This window comes from Propionibacterium cyclohexanicum (assembly GCF_900111365.1).
Lineage (GTDB): Bacteria > Actinomycetota > Actinomycetes > Propionibacteriales > Propionibacteriaceae > Propionibacterium > Propionibacterium cyclohexanicum.
This window is the reverse complement of the sequence record NZ_FOGZ01000014.1, coordinates 1-20628: the sequence shown is the minus strand read 5'-3', so window position 1 is coordinate 20628 and position 20628 is coordinate 1. Positions and strand designations below refer to the sequence as shown.

15 protein-coding genes are annotated in these 20628 nt (G+C 67.7%); 7 read left to right on the top strand and 8 right to left on the bottom strand.

Going from position 1 to position 20628, the window contains the following annotated elements; genetic code table 11:
• The first annotated feature begins 251 nt into the window (after positions 1 to 251).
• From BMX93_RS07695 to BMX93_RS07680, 4 genes are read left to right on the top strand one after another with little or no spacing between them, the layout of a single operon-like run.
• Positions 252 to 1925 (top strand): nitrite/sulfite reductase, encoded by a 1674-nt coding sequence (locus tag BMX93_RS07695; protein ID WP_091969758.1) that lies wholly within the window; start codon positions 252 to 254, stop codon positions 1923 to 1925.
• The gene (locus BMX93_RS07690; protein WP_091969756.1) at positions 1922 to 2677 is read left to right on the top strand and encodes a phosphoadenylyl-sulfate reductase; all 756 of its coding nucleotides are present in this window, start codon (positions 1922 to 1924) and stop codon (positions 2675 to 2677) included. Before BMX93_RS07695 ends, BMX93_RS07690 begins: the two co-directional genes overlap by 4 nt.
• Entirely contained in the window at positions 2674 to 3588 is a 915-nt protein-coding gene (gene cysD, locus BMX93_RS07685) for a sulfate adenylyltransferase subunit CysD (protein ID WP_245725790.1), read from the top strand. Before BMX93_RS07690 ends, cysD begins: the two co-directional genes overlap by 4 nt.
• Positions 3588 to 4967: a sulfate adenylyltransferase subunit 1 gene (locus tag BMX93_RS07680; protein WP_091969753.1), complete on the top strand. Its 1380-nt coding sequence runs from the start codon at positions 3588 to 3590 to the stop codon at positions 4965 to 4967. Before cysD ends, BMX93_RS07680 begins: the two co-directional genes overlap by 1 nt.
• 48 nt (positions 4968 to 5015) lie before the next feature.
• Here BMX93_RS07680 and rpiB read toward each other — a convergent pair whose 3' ends face one another.
• The 3 genes from rpiB to BMX93_RS07665 form a co-directional block, all read right to left on the bottom strand.
• Complete coding sequence (gene rpiB, locus BMX93_RS07675; RefSeq protein ID WP_091969751.1) at positions 5016 to 5495, bottom strand: ribose 5-phosphate isomerase B; 480 nt, start codon at positions 5493 to 5495, stop codon at positions 5016 to 5018.
• A 133-nt stretch (positions 5496 to 5628) separates the two neighbouring features.
• On the bottom strand, positions 5629 to 6315 hold the full coding sequence (locus BMX93_RS07670) for a class I SAM-dependent methyltransferase (protein WP_177170129.1): 687 nt from the start codon (positions 6313 to 6315) through the stop codon (positions 5629 to 5631).
• A 7-nt stretch (positions 6316 to 6322) separates the two neighbouring features.
• On the bottom strand, positions 6323 to 7072 hold the full coding sequence (locus BMX93_RS07665) for a VIT1/CCC1 transporter family protein (protein ID WP_245725789.1): 750 nt from the start codon (positions 7070 to 7072) through the stop codon (positions 6323 to 6325).
• 188 nt (positions 7073 to 7260) lie between these two features.
• Here BMX93_RS07665 and BMX93_RS07660 point away from each other — a divergent pair, with 188 nt between their 5' ends.
• Positions 7261 to 8838: an FAD-binding protein gene (locus BMX93_RS07660; RefSeq protein WP_091969746.1), complete on the top strand. Its 1578-nt coding sequence runs from the start codon at positions 7261 to 7263 to the stop codon at positions 8836 to 8838.
• 6 nt (positions 8839 to 8844) lie between these two features.
• On the opposite strand, the gene BMX93_RS07655 is transcribed toward BMX93_RS07660, so the two are convergent.
• The 3 genes from BMX93_RS07655 to BMX93_RS07645 form a co-directional block, all read right to left on the bottom strand.
• Entirely contained in the window at positions 8845 to 10200 is a 1356-nt protein-coding gene (locus BMX93_RS07655; protein ID WP_218139269.1) for an MFS transporter, read from the bottom strand.
• Between the two features lie 67 nt (positions 10201 to 10267).
• Complete coding sequence (locus BMX93_RS07650; RefSeq protein WP_091969743.1) at positions 10268 to 10924, bottom strand: ThuA domain-containing protein; 657 nt, start codon at positions 10922 to 10924, stop codon at positions 10268 to 10270.
• Positions 10925 to 11025: 101 nt separating this feature from the next.
• On the bottom strand, positions 11026 to 15384 hold the full coding sequence (locus tag BMX93_RS07645) for an acyl-CoA dehydratase activase-related protein (protein WP_091969834.1): 4359 nt from the start codon (positions 15382 to 15384) through the stop codon (positions 11026 to 11028).
• Positions 15385 to 15539: 155 nt separating this feature from the next.
• On the opposite strand from BMX93_RS07645, the gene BMX93_RS07640 reads away from it, so the two are divergent.
• Positions 15540 to 16802 (top strand): cation:proton antiporter, encoded by a 1263-nt coding sequence (locus tag BMX93_RS07640; RefSeq protein ID WP_177170128.1) that lies wholly within the window; start codon positions 15540 to 15542, stop codon positions 16800 to 16802.
• A 91-nt stretch (positions 16803 to 16893) separates the two neighbouring features.
• Complete coding sequence (locus BMX93_RS07635; RefSeq protein WP_091969741.1) at positions 16894 to 17454, top strand: arsenate reductase/protein-tyrosine-phosphatase family protein; 561 nt, start codon at positions 16894 to 16896, stop codon at positions 17452 to 17454.
• Between the two features lie 28 nt (positions 17455 to 17482).
• On the opposite strand, the gene BMX93_RS07630 is transcribed toward BMX93_RS07635, so the two are convergent.
• The gene (locus tag BMX93_RS07630; protein WP_091969739.1) at positions 17483 to 18922 is read right to left on the bottom strand and encodes a tyrosine-protein kinase domain-containing protein; all 1440 of its coding nucleotides are present in this window, start codon (positions 18920 to 18922) and stop codon (positions 17483 to 17485) included.
• Between the two features lie 149 nt (positions 18923 to 19071).
• A partial coding sequence (locus BMX93_RS07625; protein WP_218139268.1) for a sugar transferase occupies positions 19072 to 20628 on the bottom strand: 1557 nt, incomplete at its 5' end.

Below are 20628 nucleotides of genomic sequence, written 5' to 3'. Positions count from 1 at the left end.
GCACGCCCGGGCACGCTCCCCGTGTCACGGCTTGCCTCCTGCTGCGAGCGGGCGGTCCTGGCTTTGCTATGGTGTCGACATGTCGTTCGGCCAGCGCCCCAGCCCCACCGTGGGTCTGCTCGCTGTCGCCCTGTGTTGTCGCGCTCACTGATCGCGCGCCCGCACCCAGATCACATCACTGTCCCGCCGGGCTCGTGCGCCGTCACGCGCCGCGTGTCCGGAGCGCATGAGCCACTATCGAGAGCTCACCGATGACAAGCACAAGCCACAGGCGTTCCGAGGGCCAATGGGCCGTCGACGGCCATGCGCCGCTCAACTCGAATGAAGTGGTCAAGGCCGAGGAGAACGGCCTCCACGTCAGGCAACGCGTCATCAATGACTATGCCGCGCGCGGGTTCCGCTCGATTCCGCCCGACGACCTCAATGGCCGGCTGCGCTGGTGGGGCATCTATACCCAGCGCCGCCAGGGCGTGCCGGGCGGGCGCACCGGCTCCGTCTCGCCCGAGGACCTCAACGACTCGCACTTCATGATGAGGGTGCGGATCGACGGGCTTGGCCTCACCGTGCGGCAGCTGCGGGTGCTCGGGGATATCTCCACCAAGTTCGCGCGTGGCACGGCCGACATCACCGACCGGCAGAATCTGCAGTTCCACTGGATCGAGATCGAATCGGTTCCCGAGATCTGGCGACGCCTGGAGGCCGTCGGGCTGAGCACCGTGCACGCCTGCGGTGACACCCCGCGCGGCTTCCTGTGCTCCCCGGTCGCCGGGGTGGCCGCCGACGAGATCATCGATCCGCGTCCGGTGATCAGGCAGATCAAGCAGCGCTACATCGGGCGCGAGGAGATCTCCAATCTGCCGCGCAAGTTCAAGACGGCGATCACCGGCAGCCCCACTCTCGATGTGCTGCACGAGATCAACGACATCTCCCTAGTGGGCGTGCGCCATCCTGAGCTCGGACCCGGCTACGACCTGTGGGTTGCCGGGGCGCTGTCCGTGACGCCACGGCTCGGTGAACGGCTGGGAGCCTTCGTCACCGAGGAGCAGGCGCCGGATGTCTGGTATGCGGTGATCCGATTGTTCCGCGAGTACGGCTACCGGCGACTGCGGTCGAAGGCCCGCCTGAAGTTCCTGCTCGCCGACTGGGGCCCGCAGCGCTTCCGTCAGGTGCTCGAGGACGAGTTCCTCGGCTACCGGCTTCCCGACGGGCCGGCACCCGCCCAGCCCACCGGCCCCTCAGACCACATCGGCGTCCACGAGCAGAAGGACGGGCGTCGCTATGTCGGCTTCGCGCCCACCGTCGGCAGGCTGTCAGGAGCGCTGCTCGCAGACATCGCCACCGCGGCGCAGGCGGCAGGCTCGGATCGGGTGGCGTTCACGCCCCAGCAGAAGGTCATCGTGCTGGACGTGGGCGAGACGAAGGTCGCCAGGCTGCTCGCCACCATGGAGAGGCTGGGCCTGACGGCCAATCCGAGCCCCTTCCGCCGCTCGACGCTGGCCTGCACGGGCCTGGAGTTCTGCAAGTTCGCGTTCGTGGAGACCAAAGGCCTGGCAGCCCGCACGATCTTTGAGCTGGACCGCCGGCTCGCCGACGTGCAGCTCCCTGCGCCCATCAGTCTCAACATCAACGGCTGCCCGAACTCCTGCGCGAGGATCCAGCTCGCCGACATCGGTCTCAAGGGCCAGCTGCAGCAGAACGCCGAGGGCACCCAGGAGTTCATCTTCCAGGTGCATCTGGGCGGCGGCCTCGAGTCCGCCCAGCGCGGACAGGCCGGCCTGGGGCGCACACTGCGCGGACTCAAGATCGGCGTCGCGGAGCTTCCCGACTATGTGGAGCGGGTGAGCCGGCGCTTCGTCGCCGAGCGGGAGCCCGACGAGAGTTTTGCCAAGTGGGTCCAGCGAGCACCGGAAGAGAGCCTGAGATGAGTGAATCGCACATCGAGCTGAGCACACCGGCCACGGGCAGCCACGGGCCGGGGCGAAGGCGCTCGGCGTCCGAGCTGAAGGCAATCGCCGAACAGGCCGGTACCGAATTGGCCGAGGCCGCCCCTGAGCAGCTGGCGGCCTGGGCGCACGAGGTGTTCGGCGAGGCCCTCGTCGTGGCCTGCTCGATGGCCGGCGACACCGTGCTGCCCCATCTGGTCTCGCGTTTCGCGCCCGGCGTCGATGTTCTCTTCCTCGACACCGGCTACCACTTCGCCGAGACGATCGGCACCCGTGACGCCTTGGCAGCGGTGATCGACGCGCACATCATCGACGTGCTGCCCCGGCAGAGCGTCGCGCAGCAGGATGCCCAGTACGGCGAGAGGCTCTATTCCCGCGATCCCACGCTGTGTTGCGCCTTGCGCAAGGTCGAGCCGATCAACCGGGAACTGGCCGGCTACGAGGCCTGGGTGACCGGCATCCGGCGCGAGGACAACGCATTGCGTGCCCACGCGGGGCTCGTCGAGTGGGACCAGACGCACGAGATGGTCAAGATCAACCCACTGGCCGCCTGGAGCTTCGACGACCTCACCGACTACGCCTCGAGGCACCACGTGCCGATCAACCTGCTGCTCGCCGAAGGCTATCCCTCCATCGGCTGCGAACCCTGCACCCGCCCGGTGGCACCCGGCGAGGATCCCCGATCGGGACGCTGGGCCGGCGTGGCCAAGACAGAATGCGGGATCCACCTATGAACGCACCGCTGAGCGCGCCTCCCCTGAGCCATCTTGGCGCACTCGAGGGCGAGGCCATCCACATCATCCGTGAGGCGGTCGGCGAGCTGGAACGCCCTGTACTGCTGTTCAGCGGCGGCAAGGATTCCGTCGTCATGCTGCACCTGGCCTCCAAGGCCTTCTGGCCGGGGAAGGTGCCTTTCCCCCTGCTGCACGTGGACACCGGGCACAATTTCCCCGAGGTGCTCGCCTACCGCGACGCCGTGGTCGCGAAGCTCGGGCTGCGCCTGGTGGTCGCCAGGGTGCAGGACTACATCGACGACGGCCGTCTCCAGGAGCGACCCGACGGCACGCGCAATCCCCTGCAGACCCAGCCGCTGCTCGATGCGATCGCCGAGAACCGGTTCGACGCGGTCTTCGGCGGCGGACGCCGCGACGAGGAGAAGGCCCGCGCCAAGGAGCGGGTGGTGAGCCTGCGCGACGAGTTCGGTCAATGGGATCCGCGCAATCAGCGTCCCGAGTTGTGGAACCTGTACAACCCGCGCCACCGCGCCGGGGAGCACGTCCGGATCTTCCCGCTGTCGAACTGGACAGAACTCGATGTCTGGCAGTACATCGCCTCCGAGCACATCGAACTGCCAAGCCTGTACTTCGCCCATGACCGCGAGGTCTTCGAGCGCAACGGGATGCTGCTGCCGGTCTCGCCGGTGACCGCTCCCCGGGCCGGTGAGCAGGTCAGCGTGCGGCGCGTGCGCTATCGCACCATCGGCGACATGTCGTGCACCGGAGCAGTCGAATCCGAGGCGTCGACGATCGACGAGGTGCTCGTCGAAGTGGCCACCACGAGAATCACCGAGCGCGGCGCCACCCGGGCCGACGACAAGCTGTCCGAGGCCGCCATGGAAGATCGCAAGAAGGAGGGCTACTTCTGATGAGCACCACCACGACCGCGCCGGCGCCGGGCGCCAGCGAGCACGATCACCTCACCGCAACGAGCCCGGCCCCACAGCCGCGGGTGCTGCTGCGCCTGGCGACCGCGGGCTCCGTGGACGACGGCAAGTCCACCCTTGTCGGACGGCTCCTGCACGACTCGAAGTCGATCCTGGCGGATCAGCTGGCCGATGTCGCACGGGTGAGCGAGGCGCGCGGCCTGGAGCATGTCGACCTGGCCCTGCTCACCGACGGGCTGCGGGCCGAACGGGAGCAGGGCATCACCATCGACGTCGCCTACCGCTATTTCGCCACCGCCAAGCGCAGCTACATCCTTGCCGACTGCCCCGGGCACGTTCAGTACACCCGCAATACCGTGACGGGTTCGTCCACAGCCGATGTGCTCGTGCTCCTCATCGACGCCCGGCACGGCGTGCTGGAGCAGACTCGCCGTCATCTCGCGGTGGCTGCGCTGCTGCGCGTCCCGCAGGTGGTCGTTGCCGTCAACAAGATCGACCTGGTCGGCTATGACCGGACCGTCTACGAGAAGGTCGCCGCCGAGGTCCGCGCGGTGAGCGCCGGGCTGGGCATCGAGGACATCACGACAATTCCCACAGCGGCCCTCACGGGCGACAATATCGTGCATACCTCGGACACCATGTCCTGGTACCACGGCCCGAGCCTGCTGCAGTTGCTCGACGGCATGCTGCCCAGCACGGACCCCGTCGAGGGCTTCCGCTTCCCAGTCCAGCTGGTGCTGCGCCCGCAGTCGAGCGCACTCGACCCCCGCCAGATCGAGTACCGCGGCTACGCCGGTCAGCTCACTGCGGGACAGGTCCATGTCGGCGACGAGGTGGTGGTGCTGCCCTCAGGGCTGAGCTCCCGGATCGCCGGCATCGACCTGGCCGGCCGTCAACTCGACAGTGCAGTGGCGGGACAGTCGGTGGCGCTGCGCCTCACCGATGACATCGATGCTCCCCGTGGCTCCCTCATCTCGTCTGCCGCGGACGCTCCCCGACCCGTGACGACTCTCGACGCGATGGTCTGCTGGGTGGCCGAGCAGCCTTTGCAGGTGGGCTCGCGCGTCCTGCTCAAGCACGGCTCGACGACGGTGAAAGCCGTCGTGGACCAGATCAAGGGCAGGCTGGATCTCGCGACGATGAGCCCGGCACCTGCCCAAGCCCTGGCACTCAACGACATCGGCCGGATCTCGGTGCGGCTGGCCGGCCCGGTGATGGCCGAGAGCTACCTCGAGACCCGCCACGGCGGGGCGTTCGTGCTCGTGGATCCGCAGTCGGGCTGGACCCTGGCAGCAGGCATGGTGCGCGGCCACGAGGCCTTCGGCGATTCCTTCACGCCACCCGACGACTGGCAGATCTGAGCTGGGCCGCCCAGCCACTCAGGCGCGGCCGGGTCCTGGCCGCCGCGCTCAGCCTCGGGCGCCGGAGGCCACGTCGTGTTCCGGCGCCTCCTGCGCCTCGAGCTCATTGAGCTGGGCGACACGCCGGGCGTGACGCCCACCGGCAAACGTCGCACCGAGCCAGGCATCCACGATGGCCTCGGCAAGCCCGGTCCCGATCACACGCCCGCCCAACGCCAGGGCGTTCGCCTCGTTGTGGGAGCGGGCCATGCTCGCGGAGTAGACATCGGAGACGATGGCGCAGCGCACGCCACGCACCTTGTTGGCGGCAATCCCGATGCCGATGCCGGTTCCGCACACCAAGATCGCCAGATCGGCGTCGCCACTGGCAACCTTGCGTGCCGCCGCCGCACCGTAGATCGGGTAGTCAGTGCGCTGCGGAGAGTGAGTGCCCACGTCGAGGACCTCATGCCCCAGGCTGCGCACGTACTCAACCAGGTGCTCTTTCAGTTCGAACCCGGCATGGTCACTACCCAGGACAATACGCATGGTCTTCCTCCCACGGTCTGCGACATTGTGAGCCGCACCCAATTGTTGCGCGCGCATCGTCGTGCACGCGAGTCGGCGCCCCGGTGCTGCCCGCTCAGCAGGCACCCCGGCGTCACGAATGGTGGACGGGCGGCTAACCGGCGGCCTGCGGCGCATCCCAGACCGCCAGCCAGCGCCACAGCGGCACGCGGCGCACATCGACCCCGGGCAGCGCCCGCTCGAGCAGCGCACGGGTGTCCGCCCAGCCCAACTCGGGCTTCGCGGTAAGGGTGTCGGCTTCGACGTAGTGGGCTCTCTGCCGCCACCAGGCGTTGAGGACCACATCGCGCAGCTCGGTGACCAGATGATCGGGGCGCCACGAGCGACGCGCCAATCCGAGCACCACGATACGTCCCCCGGGGCGCAGCACTCGGCGCATCTCCGCCAGCGCCAGACGGGCATTCATATGATGCAGTGCAGCAACGCAGACCACGGCATCGAAGCTGCCGGCCGGGTAGGGCAGCTGCTGACCATCGGCCAGCACGAAGTGCGTGCCGGGGCCGTCCTTCGGGAGCGCCGGGGCGTCGATGTCGATGCCGAGAACCTCGTGGCGCGCCGTGCCTTCCGGGGAGCTCTGGGCTGGCTGAGCGCCGTCGATCTCCCGGTCGGTGGCGTCCACCTGCCCGGTGGCCAGGAAACGAGCCAGGCTTCCGTCGCCGCAGCCGACGTCGAGCACGAGATGACGGCCATCGAGCAGTTCGGCGATCCGCGGGTAGTAGTGACTGTTGTGATTCCACTGAGCCGCGAAGGGGTGCCTGCTCGCCGACGGTGAGCTGCTCATCGCCCGATCACCCCAGCCCCACCCCGACCAGCCGCCCGATCCCGTAGGTGACGGCCATCGCCACGAAGCCCCCGAGCACATTGCGGATCGTTGCCGCCGCCGAGGGCGAGCGTCCGAGCCGAGAACTCACGATTCCGGTGAGCGCCAGAGCAATTCCGACCGCGACGACAGTGGCCACATACCGCAGCGTGCCGGGTACGAAGAGAATGAACATCAGCGGGACCAGGGCGCCGACCGAAAAACTCACCATGCTCGCCCCCGCGGCCTGCCAGGGGTTGGCGATCTCGTCCATGTCGATGCCCAGTTCGACCTCGGCGTGCGCCGCCAGCGCGTCGTGGGCCGTGAGTTCCACCGCCACCCGGTGGGCCAGCTCGTGCGACAAGCCCTTCTGCTCATAGAGCCCGGTCAGCTCGGCAAGCTCGCCGCCCGGGTCGGTGGCCAGCTCGGTGCTCTCCTTGCGCAGCATGGCGCGTTCGGAGTCGCGCTGGGTGCTCACCGATACATATTCCCCGGCCGCCATGCTCAGGGCGCCCGACACCAGCCCGGCAACCCCGGCCACCAGAATGCTCGAGCGCGCAGTGGTGGCACCCGCGACGCCCATGACGAGACCGGCAACCGAGACGATCCCGTCGTTGGCACCCAGCACACCGGCCCGCAACCAGTTGAGCTTGGTCGCCGTGGTGCGCTGGGCGTCCTCGACCTGCTGCCATTGGGCGACGCTCATGCCGAGCGCCTTCTTCTGTTCCTCAGGTGTCACCGTTCCCCCTACCGCGCTCCGCCGTCAGGTGGTGATCCACTGGCCGTGGCATCCGCCTGCGGTGGCGCATTGAGCCACGACATGTCCTCTCGTGCGCGGGCACCCGACGGGGCACGTGCCTGCGCACAGGACCATCGTACCACGTAGCATGCTGAGCAGGACTGTGGACAAGCATTTCGGGGGCTGCGATGGCGACGACGACACGACTGGCACGGCAAATCCGGACGCCCGAACCGAGCTGGACCCGGCACACCGGAGTCGTGATCGTCGGGGCCGGCGCTGCCGGCCTGAGCGTCGCGGCCCGCCTGCTCGGCTCCCAGCTGCCAGCAGTACTGGTGAGCCGCCAGACCCTGGCAGCCTCGGCCACCTCCTGGTCGCTGTCCCAGGGAACCCGATGGCGCACTGCCGAGGACATCGATGCCTGGGTGGCGCAGACCGGGGGGCTGGCCGATCGGGCAGCCGCGCAGGCCCTGCTGAGCAGAGCTCCCGAGGTCTTCGCGCAACTCGACAGCTGGGCAGACAGCTTCGACACCCGCCACGCCGACCCCCGCCAGCCGGCCGGCACCCAGCTTCAGCGCACCTTGTCAGCCGTGGTGCGCACGGGGGCCGCAGCACCAGCAAGCAACCTGCGGATCGACACCGACCGCAGAGCGGTGGACGTGCTCACCGATGGCGGCGGCCACGTCGCGGGACTGCGGGTGCTGGGACGCGACGGGCTGATCGGTGACTACCTGGCGCCAGTCGTCGTGCTGGCCAGCGGCGGCGCTGGCCAGCTGTGGTCCGCGACCACCGCGCCGCGTTCGGCAACCGGGGACGGGCTGGCCATGGCGCTGCGCGCCGGTGCGGCGCTGCGCGACCTGGAGTTCACCCATTTCGCGCCCACCGCCCTGGCCGCCTCGGCACGCGTCCACCTGCCCGGGGAGCCGCTCGTGGAACTCGGCGCCGCCCTGCGACGTGCTGGGGCACGGATCGTGGACGACCAGGGCCGTCCGGTGCTGGACGAGCTCGGCCCGCTGGATTCCGTGGCCGAACCGGTCCTGGCGATGGCCATCCACGATGCGCGCAGTGCCCGCGGCGGCTCGGGGCTGTTCCTCGATGCGCGCGGTATCGGGGCTCAGAGTTGGGGCCTGTACCCCTACCTGGCCACCGCCCGCGCCTGCCGTGAGCAGGGGGTTGACCCGGTCTCCGCGCCCCTGCCGATCCGGCCCGCAGCGCAGTCACTGGTGGGGGGCATCGCCGCCGATGCCGACGGGGAAACCGAGGTGCCCGGCCTGTTCGCCGCCGGCGAGGTGTCCTGCACCGGGGCGCTGGGGGCCGGTGGCGCTGCCGACGCCCAGATCGCCTGGGCTCTGGTCTCCGGCATCTCGGTGGGCTCGAAGCTGAGCGGCGCACCCCTGCCGTCATGTGGTGCCCCGGTGGCCCGAGAGTCCGAGGGCTGCTCGCCGGCCAGCACCCTTCCGGGCATCCGCACGGCCTCCGAGGGGGCGCTGGGGCTGAGTCGCGAGCACGAGCGTTTGCGCAAGGCGTCCGACTTCTTGGCCCGGCTGCCCGGCGACGACGACTTCGGCGAGCTCGGCCTCACCGCCACCAATCTGCGCGCGGTCGGCGCAGCGATGGCCGCCGCCGCCATCGCGCGCCCCGAAACCAGGGGATGGCACCGCCGTATCGACCATCCCCAGAGCAGTCCGAAGTGGGAGCGGACGATCCGGGTGGCCTGCGATGCCTCGGGCACGCTGCACGTGACGAGCAGTCCGGTGGCGAGCTGAACCGGCTCACATGCCGTCTGGGGAGCTGCCGTCCCGATCCTCGTCAGTGGCGTGGGTGGCCTCGGTGCGTTTGAGGGCGCGGTAGGCGCGCCCGTCGGCCAGGGCGCTTCGTCCATCGGGAATCGAGAAGGCGACCGCAACCACCCCCAGCGTGATGATGCCGGCCACCACGAGCAAGGACTCGACGCTGAATCGATCGGCGAGCGGTCCGAAGACCAGCATGCCCACGGGCATCCCGAGCGCGAAGACGATCGAGATGAAGCTGAACACCCGGCCCATGTACTCGGGGGCGATCTTCTCCTGGAGCAGGGTCATGGCCGGGGTCGAGAAGAACGGCACCGCCGCCCCGGTGCAGAACATGAAAACGTAGAAGGGCCACAGATTCGTGGACAGTCCCAGCGCGATGGACAGCAGTCCGAAGCAGATGCAGGCGACGAGGATCATGTGCTCTCGGGAGCGGCGGGTGAACCAGGCCGAGATCGCGCCGCCAGCCAGCATCATCCCTGCCGAGAAGGTGATCTCCAGCACAGTGAGCATCCACACCTCGTCACCGAAGCTGCGGGTGACCATGAGCGGGGTGAGGAACGACGGTGCCCCGGTGAGCACGAAGATGATCGCGTACACCGTCATCACCCAGCGCACGACCCGGTTGCCGAAGGCGTAGCGCACTCCCTGTGTCAGATCGGCCAGATAGGAGCTCGCCCCCGCAGTCGGGCTGCGCAGCGTGGGGACCGGGATGAATGCGAGGATCGCGATCCCGATGGCGGCGGTGACGACGTCGACGAAGAAGGTCGGCACGATGCCGCCGGCCGCGAAGACCGCCCCCGCGGCGGCGGGGGCCAGCAGCGCCATGGCGGACTGGATCGTCGTATTGATGCCGTTGATGCGCAGCAGATGCGCCTGGGGCACGAGCTGCGGGATCACCGCCGAGACTGCCGGTGTCTGGAAGCCGGCTCCCACCGAGCGCACTGCGACGGCGGCATAGATGAGCCACAGGTCGGTATGTCCGGCGTTCATCACGAGCGCCAGAACCAGCGTCGTGAGCGCGATCGTTGCGTCGGAGCAGATGATGAGCACCTTGCGGTTGACGCGGTCGGCCAGGGTGCCACCGAACAGCGAGACCAGCGCCTGGGGCACGAAGGCGAACACGGAGTAGGCCATCATGACGGTGCCGGACTTCGTCTCGAGCGTGAGATACCACATGACGGCGTACTGCACGAGCATCGACCCGAACAGCGACACGCTCTGGCCGGTCAGGAACAGCGCTATGCGCCGCTTCCACACAGGATCGGTGCCCGGGACCGCGGCGGCAGGCTGGGGAGCCTGGGATGGTGTGGGGTTCTCGAGCGGGGGGTTCTCCACTCGACCCAATCTAGCGACCGCCACCGACACGATTCGATGAGCCGGCAGTGCCGGGGCAAGGGCCTGGTCAGCCGAGCAGCCAGTCCACCTCGTTGACGAGGAAGCGCGCTCTGCTCGGCGAGCTGTAGGAGCGGGCGTTGTGCCCCATCCCGTCGTAGATGACATTGTCGCCGTTCAGCCAGCCCATCACCTCCCAGTGCTCCGAGAGCTCGTGGCGCACCAGGGGGACGCTGGTGGGGTGCACCTCGAGCCCGCTGTAGCGCTCGTCGTAACAGCTCACCGGGACGCAGCCGGCCCAGATCGGGTGCCCGACGGTTTCGGGACAGGGCTCGAAGGTGGCGACACTGCGCTTGGGATGCCATGAGCTGCCGCGGATCCACTGGCCTCCCAGCAGCGCGGGCCACTCGGGCCAGTCGGGGAAGGCGTTGCTCGCGGTGTGCAGGCCCAGCACCCGGCCCCCCTCGCGGATCCAGGCGCCGAACTCGGCTTGGGCTGCGCTCCACCGCGCGTCCGGTGCGAGGTTCACCTCGGGATTGCCCCCGAGATTCACCACCACGAGATCCACATGCCGCAGCCCGGTGAGCGCCGCGGGCTCGTCGAGTTGTACGTCGACGCCATGTCCCTGCGCGGCGAGGATCTCGCTCACCGCGGCGGATGTCTCCTCGAAGGGATGCCAGGGATCGGCGTATCGGTCGTGACCGGTCACCACGCGGATGTGGGCCATCTCGTTGTCCTTCCCCTTGTTTCCCCGAGCCGAGGCCGTCGCCCACCAGTCAAGCACGTCCGTGCCGCCGGGTACCGGCTGGTACTGGCCGGCACCACCGGCTAGTGCATCGCCGGCTGCGGAACGGCAGCACCGACCTCGGGATCGAGGGGCGAATCGGTGTCGAAATCGCAGCTCCATTCGGCCAGCCCATCACCGCCGGCGTTCTTGAAAGCCGTCGCGATCATCAGCTTGATGCGGTTGAGCTGGTTTACCTCGGAGGCACCGGGATCGTAGTCGATCGAGGTGATGTTTGCCTGGGGATACTGCGCCCGCAGTTCCTTGAACATGCCGCGTCCTACGACATGATTGGGCAGGCAGGCGAATGGTTGCGCGCAGATGACGTTGGGGCAGCCGTTCTCGATGAGGTGGATCATCTCGGCCACGAGCAGCCAGCCCTCTCCCGCCTGGGTGCCCAGCGAAATCACCTGCTGGGCCTTCTGCGCCATCGTCTCGATGCCCTCGGGCACCTCGAACTTGCCGTGGGACGAGGCGAGCGCCTTGTTGGCGGTCTTCTGGAAACGCTCGATGTACCACAGCGCCAGCTTCTTGACATGCCGTGAGTTCTTGCCGATCCCGAAGTTCTCCCAGCGCCAGTCCCCGGTGGCGAGGCTCTGCAGGAAGAAGCCCAGCAACCCGGGCAGCGCAGCCTCGCATCCCTCGCGCTCGATGACGTCGATGACATTGTTGTTGGCATCGGGCTGGAATTTCACCAGGATCTCACCGACCACCCCCACGCGGGGCTTGCGCGGGATGTCGAGGAGTGGCAGCGCATCGAACTCCTCGACCAGATGGCTGCACAGCCAGCCGAAACTGAGCCTGCGCCCCTCGATCGCCGAGTGCGCGGGATTGGCCAGGTACTCGGTGATCAGCGCATTCCAACGCTGGTAGAGGGCCGTGGCCGAGCCCTGCTCGCGTTCATAGGGACGGACCCGCAGCAGCACCTCCTGGAGCATGTCCATGAGCACGAGCCCCTGGATCGCCCCGTGCACAAGCCCCGGCGTGAGGGTGAATCCTGGATTGGACTCCAGGCCCTGCGCCGACATCGCGAGCACGGGCACCTGCGAGAATCCGGCCGAGGCCAGCCCGCGGCGCAGCATGCCGACATAGTTGGTGGCCCGGCACATGCCCCCGGTCTGGGTGATGCCCACCACGGAGTGCTCGGGATCGGCACCTCCGCTCACGAACTTGTTGACCAACTGCCCGATCACCATGATCGCGGGGAAACAGGCATCGTTGTTCACATACTTCAGCCCGCACTCCAGGTCCTCGCGCTCGGCATGCTCGAGCACCTCCATCCGGTAGCCGAATCGCCCGAACAGCGGGGCGATCGCCTTGAAGTGCAGGGGCGCCATCTGCGGCACGTAGATGGTGTGGGTGGCGCGCATCTGCTTCGTGAAGGGGGGCGTGACGCTGGCCGGTACCGCAATGGGCTCGCAGGTGTCGATCTCGCTCGACGCAGGGCGCTCGGCGGCAGCCGCCTGGAGCGAGCGCAGCCGGATCTTCGCAGCCCCCAGATTGGAGATCTCGTCGATCTTGAGCACCGTGTACACATCACCGCCCTGCTCCAGGATGTCCTGCACCTGGTCGGTGGTCACCGCGTCGAGGCCGCAGCCGAACGAGTTGAGCTGGACGAGACTGAGATCGGGCATGGCACGCACCTGCCCGGCCGCCTCGTAGAGCCGGGTGTGATAGGCCCACTGGTCACGGACCCGCAGCGGACGCTGGAAGCCGGTGTGGCGCAGCTCCGAGGTGAGGGCGTCCTCGCTGAGCACCACCATGCCGAGCTGGTTGATGGTCTCGGGGATCCCGTGGTTCACCTCGGGGTCGATGTGATAGGGGCGCCCGGCCAGCACGATGCCGCGCATCTTGTTCTCGCGCATGTACTGCAGGGCCCGGTCGCCCTCGGCCTTCACATCGGCATGCACCTGGTCGAGTTCCTCGAAGCCGGCCGCCACGGCGCTCTTCGCCTCGGCAAGGCTGACATTCCAGTCGGCGAAGATCTCCACCAGCCGGCGAGCCAGCGTGTCCGGGTCGTCCAGGCTCACGAAGGGATCGAGGAAGCGCACCCCAGGGGCACGCAGCCGCTCCACGTTCTTCGCAAGCACCTGGGGGTAGAACGCCACGATGGGGCAGTTGAAGCAGTTGTCGGCCTCGGCGATCTGGCGCTGCTCATAGCTGACGCAGGGCATGAAGATCGTCGTGATGCCGTGGTCGAGCAGCCATTCGACGTGCCCATGGGCAAGCTTGGCCGGGTAGCAGACGTTCTCGGAGGCGATCGACTCCATGCCCGACTCGAACAGCTCGTGATTCGAGCGTCCCGACAGCATCACCTTGAAGCCGAGCGAGGTGAGCACGGTGAACCACAGCGGGTAGTCCTCGTACATGCCCAGCGCCCGCGGGATCCCGATCGGCCCGCGGACCGCCCGGTCGTCGGTGAGCCGTCGGTAGCCGAAGTAGCGCTTGTACTTGTAGTCGTAGAGATTCGGCACGGCCGACTTCGCGGGCCGGGCCTGCAAGGAGGCCCCCCTCTCGCACCGATTGCCCGAGACCTGGCGCGACCCGTCGTCGAATGCGGTGATGGTGAGCTTGCAGTGGTTCTGGCACAGCTTGCAGATGCGCTGGGCGCTCGTGACGGCGAACTCGTCGAGACGCCGGTGCATGAGCGCCGAAACCGCCCCGGGCTGGGCATGTGCCTTCGCGATGAGCGCCGCGCCGTAGGCTCCCATGTGGCCGGCGATGCTGGGTCGGGTCACCTGGATACCAGTGAGCAGCTCGAAGGCGCGCAGCACGGAATCGTTGAGGAAGGTACCGCCCTGGACGACCACGTGGTCGCCGAGTTCACCGGCGTCGCGCAGCTTCATCACCTTGTAGAGGGCATTGCGCACCACGGAATAGGACAGTCCGGCCGAGATGTCGCCGATGCCGGCGCCCTCCTTCTGGGCCTGCTTGACCGAGGAATTCATGAAGACCGTGCAGCGGCTGCCCAGATCGACCGGTGCGGTGGACTCGGCGCCCACCTGGGCAAAATGGCGCACATCGGTGCCCATCGTCTCGGCGAAGGTCTGCAGGAAGGATCCGCAGCCGGCCGAGCATGCCTCGTTGACCGCGATGGAGTCGACGACGCCGTTGCGGATCTTGAGGAACTTCATGTCCTGGCCGCCGATGTCGACGACGCTCGTGACCTCGGGGCACAGCACCTGGGCGGCCCGGAAGTGCGCCATCGTCTCGATCTCGCCCTCGTCGGCGTGCAGCGCGGTCTTCACCAGTTCCTCGCCGTAGCCGGTGACGCAGGTCCGCGCGATGGTGGCACCGGGGGGCAGGGCGCCGAGCACGCTGCGGGCGATCCCGACCGCCGCCGCCACCGGGTCGCCCTGGTTGGAGTCGTAGCTGGAATGCACGATACGGCCCTGCTCGTCGAGCAGTACCGACTTGATGGTGGTCGACCCGGCGTCGATCCCGAGATAGAGCCCGCCGCTCGCCTCGCAGATGTCAGCATGCGGTACCGGGCTCGCCGCGTGGCGGGCATCGAACTCGGCACGCTCGCCGGCGTCCATGAACAAGGGCCGCATCGTCTTGGACGCCACCGCGATCTTGTTGGCGCTGTCGAGTTCGGCCGCCAGGTGGGGCAGCGAGAGGGCAGGGCCACCGGCCAGGAAGGCGGCGCCGATGGCGACATAGAGCTGGGCGTCCGCTGGGGTGACGTAGTCCTGCACGCGGTCGCCGAGCACCCGGCGGAAGGCCTCGCGCAATTGCGGGAGGAAGTGCAGGGGCCCGCCCAGGAAGATCACCCGGCCGCGGATCGGGCGCCCACAGGCCAGTCCGGCGACCGTCTGGGTGGCAACGGCCTGGAAGACGCTCGCGGCAATATCGCAATGGGCTGCACCCTGGTTGAGCAGGGGCTGCACGTCGGTCTTCGCGAACACGCCACAGCGGCTCGCAATGGGATAGAGGTTCTCGTAGCGAGAGGCCAGTTCGTCGAGCCCGGACGCATCGGTGTGCAGGAGGGAGGCCATCTGATCGATGAAGGCGCCGGTGCCCCCGGCGCACGAGCCGTTCATCCGCTGTTCGGGCGTGGGGTGCAGGTAGGTGATCTTGGCGTCCTCGCCGCCCAGTTCGATGACGACGTCGACATCGGGATTGAGGCGCTCGATCGCAGCGGTGGCAGCGATGACTTCCTGGTGGAAGTCAATGCCCATGAGCTGAGCGACTCCCAGGCCCCCCGAGCCGGTCATCGCGACGCGGAAGACACCATCGGGGAAGCGATCCCGGATGTCGAGCAGGAGTCTTTTCATCTCGCCGCGGACATCGGCGTTGTGACGCCGGTAATCGCTGAGCAGGATCTCCTCGCCGCGCATGACGACGGCCTTCACCGTGGTCGAGCCGACGTCCAGGCCCAAGCGCAAGTCATCATCGGTCATCGCGTTGACCACCTCACCGTTTGGAGGGTCGTGCATCCAAAAGTAGAATGCTCGTTCTGTTTGTCATCGTAGCTGTCCGGCCAGACGCCACGACAGGGGGGTGGAATTGCGCCGGAATTCCACCCCACCACCCCCTTCGGTGCCACACTCGCACAGTGCCGTCACTTCTCCAGGTCTCTTCCGAGGCCAATGTCTCGCTGTTCTGGGTGCTGCTGGCGGCGGTCCTCGCGCCTGTCATCACCCGCCTCACACGCAAGCTGATCCCCCAGGTCGTGTGCCTGCTCGGCCTCGGAGTGCTCATCGGCCCGTCGATGCTGGGACTCGGGGACCCCCACGGGCTCGAGATGCTCAAGCAACTCGGCCTGGGCCTGCTCTTCCTTTCCGCGGGCTACGAGATCGATCCGGGCGAGTTGCAGGGACGCCAGTTCCGCAAGGCCACCATCACCTGGTCCGTGAGCCTGGCGCTGGCCATCGGGCTCGCGCTCATCGTGCTGCGCGACCAGCCGTGGCTGAGCGCCGTGGCCCTGGCCATCGCCCTGAGTTCGACGGCTCTGGGCACGCTGCTGCCCATTCTGCGCGAGAACGGCCTGCTCGACTCCGCCCTGGGCCGCGCCGTGCTCGCCCATGGCACGGTCGGGGAACTCGGCCCGGTTGCCGCCATGGCGCTGGTGCTGTCCGGCAACGGACCGTGGATCGGCGGGCTGCTGCTCATCGGCTTCGGGCTGTTGACGGTCTTCCTGGCCTGGTTCACCCGCCGCCATGCCCGACGAGTGGCCGAACGCATGGTCACCGCTGCCGTGGCGCGCGAGCAACCCGACATCGAACGCTTCCGCGAGTGGTTCGTCCACACCGGGCAGCATCAGCTCACCCAGGGGCTGCTCCGCCTCATCATGCTGCTCCTCACCGGGTTGATGGCTCTGGCATCGCTCTTCGACATCGACGTAGCGCTGGGAGCGTTCATGGCCGGCCTGTGCCTGCGGCTCATCGTCGGGAAGGACACCGAACCGCTCGACAGGCGGATCGGTGTGCTCGCCAACAGCTTCTTCATCCCGGTCTTCTTCGTCACGAGCGGAATGGCGATCGACCTGGCCGAGGTGGGGGCGCATCTGTGGATCATGTTCGCAGCGCTGGGCATCGTGCTGCTCACCAGGGGACTGCCCGTCTGGCTGGCCGAGCGATTCACCGACACCGGGTCTGGTCTCACAACCTCCTCGCAGCGCCTCCAGCTGGCCCTGTACGCCTCCGCCGGGCTGCCCATCATCGTGGCCGTCACCGAAATCGCCATCGGCCAGCAGATCATGAGCCAGGCGCTGGGCTCGTGCCTCGTCGCAGCCGGCGCGCTCAGCGTGCTGATCTTCCCCTTGGTGGCCAAACGTCTGGGCCAGCCCACGGCACGTCAGCGCAAGGCGAGCGGCTGAGAGGGCCGCCGCACCGGCGGCCAACCTCAACCTCGATGTCAGGACATATGTACTTTCGACTATCCTGACCGCAACATCGAGGGAGGGGGCCATGTCGTTGCGCGTCCTCACCATCTGCACGGGCAATATCTGCCGGTCCCCCGCCGCAGCCGCCCTCCTGGGCGCGAGTTTCCCGGGCACCCTCGAGATCTCGAGTGCGGGGATCCGCGCCGTCGAAGGCGCCGACATCGACCCGCAGATCCGCGAGCTGCTGGCCGGCCAAGAGCTGTTCCCTGCGCTCCACCGGGCACACACTGTCACTGTGTCGGAGCTGTCCGGCGCCGATCTGATCCTCACCATGACCGCCGGGCAACGCGGCATGGTCCTCGAGCTCGTTCCTCGGGCGCTGCACAGAACGTTCACGCTCAAGGAGTTCGCGCGGATCAGTGCCGACATCGTCACGGACCACACGGTCGCATGGGCTCCTCGCGCCGACGAGGAGTCGCGGCTGACCCGAATGATCGAGTGCGCATCCCGGTTCCGCGGCCGCTCGAGCCGTCAGGGCAGCGACGATGTGGACGACCCCTATCTCGGCACGCCCAAGGACTATGCCCAGGCCTTCCACGAGATCCGCGAGGCGATCGAGACCATCCACGCCGCCGTGCGCAGCTGATCCCAGCCGCGGGCTCGGACCGGGGAACTCACTGCCCGGACATCGCAGTGGCCCGACTGGGGACGGTTCCGCTTCTCCGGTGCGCTTCCACCTGAACGCGCGAGGCCGACTCCGGTCCCGCCGGGCGATGTGAGGAGCCGTAGCCGTAACCATAACCATCGTGATGGTCGTCCAGCCTGTTCACCACGACACCGAGCACCTTTGCGTCAACCTGCCGCAGTGATTCCAGAGCGGTCGACATCTCGGGGCGCCTCAATTTGTTGGCGCAGGCCACGAAGAGCACCCCGCTCGTGAAGCGGGTGAGCACCACGGTGTCGGTGACGGGCAGCACCGGCGGAGTGTCGATGATGACGATGTCGTAGGCATCGGCCATTTCCTTGATCAATCCGGCCATCTGGTCGGAGCCCAGCAACTCGCTGGGATTGGGGGCGCGATGTCCCAGCGGCAGCACATCAAGAGTGGTGTCCAGCCATGGCTGGACAACCTCCTCGAGACGGGCGCTGCCCACGAGGACAGTCGTCAACCCGACGTGCGACTCGATGCCCATGGTGCGAGCCACCGACGGGTTGCGCAGATCGGCGTCCACCAGCAGCACCCGCACACCGGTGGCCGCGAGCGCCACCGCGGTGGCCACGGAGGTGGTCGTCTTGCCCTCACCCGGTATGGCCGAGGTGAACTGGAAGACGCAGCCCCGAGCGGTGGCGGTGGCGAACTGCAGATTGGTCCGCAACCGGCGGACCGCCTCGGCCCACGGCGTGGTGGTGTCCGCGTTCCCGATGAGGCCGGCCCGGTCGTCGGCGCCGGCCGAGGGCAACGAGCCGATGAGCGGCACACCGAAGCGCTCCACATCACCCCGCGTTCGCACCCGGGTGTCGACGCTCTCCACGAGAAACGCCAGAGCAATGCCCAGCACGCTGCCGATGAGCACACCGAGCGCGATGTTCCGCAGCGGTTGAGGGCTCGACGGCGCGATCGGAAGGTTCGGTGCCGCGATGGTGCTCACCTTGATGAAGGCCGTTCCGTCGGCGCGGACCGGCGAGAGGCCCTCGACGACGGTGACCAGCTGATTCGACAGCTCCCCGGCGATGAGCTGGGCGGACTGGGGCGACGCAGCCTCGACACTGAGATCCATGACAACGGTGTTCGCACCGACTGTCGCCGTGATGCGCTGAGCCAGCTTGGCGGGGGTGACACCCAGGTCGAGCTTGTCGATCACCGGTTGCAGGACGCTGCGCGAGGTGGCCACCTGAGCGAAGGACTTCATCTGCTGCTGGGTGAATGACGAACCCTCGTTGATGTCCGCATTGGACTGGGCACCAGTGGTGGCAAAGAAGAGCTGCGTCTGGGAGGTGTACTTCCTCGGCATGAGGACCGTCGCAAGAACCGAGACCCCGACAGCAACGACGAGACCCAGCACCGCCCACCGCCACCGCTTGCGCAGCACCTCTATGCAGTCATGCAGGTCCATCGAGAGCCTCTCCTGGATGGATGGTGAGTTGTCGGCAGCGTATCAGCGCCCTTGCAGGGCGCGACGCGGCCCCAGGCCCGAGGCCGAGGTGCGCGAGTGGGTCACCATGCCAGCAGGAATCATGCCAGCAGGAATGCGGCGTCAATCCATCAATAGGCCCCCGAGGGTCGCAGGACAACGCGGATGGTCTTGAGGATGATCATGATGTCGCCAATGAGCGACCAGTTCTCGACATACCTCAGGTCGAGGCGAATGCTCTCCTTGAGCGAGAGCTCGGAGCGTCCGTTGATCTGCCACAACCCCGTGATCCCGGGCTTGATGAGCAGCCTGCGGTAGTGCACACGGGTGTACTCGGACACCTCTCGAGCCACCTGGGGACGGGGCCCTACGACGCTCATCCCGCCACGCAGCACGGACCAGAACTGCGGGAGCTCGTCGATCGAGTACTTGCGCAGGATCTTCCCGATACCCGTGATCCGGGGATCGTCCTCCATCTTGAACAGCAGGGCATGCCCGCCCTGCGCCTCGATCAGCTTGTCGATCTTGGCTTCTGCGTCGACGACCATGGTGCGGAACTTGTGCACGATGATCGGCTGGCCCCGCAGGCCGATGCGCTGCTGGCGGAAGAAGACCGGGCCACCGTCATCCATCTTGATGAGGATCGCCACGACGACGAAGACCGGCGAGAGCGCCACCAGGGCGAGGCCCGAGAAGACGATGTCGAAGGCGCGCTTGAGCCACAGCCGCCAGCCGCTGAAGCGCGGCAGGTCGACATGCATGAGGGCCAATCCCTCGACATCGCTGACCCGCAGCCGGGGCCCGGCGATATCGATGAGCCTCGGCAGGAAGAGCAGGTCGATCGGGCTGCTCTCCAGATGCCAGGCGAGATTGCGAAGCTCCGAGCGGCTCAGCCCGTCGCCGACGATGATCGCCTCGTAGCAACCGCTCGACGCGACAGCGACGAGTTCGGACTTCTCGTGAAGAACAATGTCACGACCCCAGCCTGCCGAGGCTTTGCCATCCCCGACCACGCAGGCACCTTGGGGCGCATATCCCGCCTCGCGGTGACGATTAAGCGAGTGGAGAATATCGGTGATCTGCGAGGCCGATCCCACCAGCAGTGTGGGGACCAGTGCCTGGCCGGCCACTCGGCGATTCACGATGACCTGACGAACCAGCCATCGGAAAACCAGGAGCAGGACAACTCCCAGCGGAAGCGCAGTGACGAAAAGGCTGCGGGAGATCGAGGCCCGCAAGACGTACGAGGCGATTGCCCAGATACCGAAAAGTCCTAGGCTTGCCGTGACGACGCGGCGGTATTCCTCCAGGCCCGCTCCGAGATGGCGCACAGAGCGCGATCCGGCAAGGCCGAGCGCAACGGTCCAGCCAAGGACGGTGAGCACGCCGAGGAACCAGTAGGGAACGGATCCGAAACCCGACAGCGCAAAGGAATCGTCGACCCTGAAGCTGAACGAGAGGATGACCGCAGCGCTGACCGTCAGTGCATCGCCGATCTTGAGTCCCCACGCCACTATTCCGCGCCAGCCGGCTCGTGCATTCGCGAGCGGACGAGCGGGCGACCAGGGGAATGATGCTTCGGCAGGGATTTCCGGCTCTTCCCAGATGAGGGTGTAGGCGACGCAGCAGCCGTGGTGGGAGGGCGCGGCGCGTCGGTGCCCGGATAGTGGCCGAGGCCTTCCGAGGAT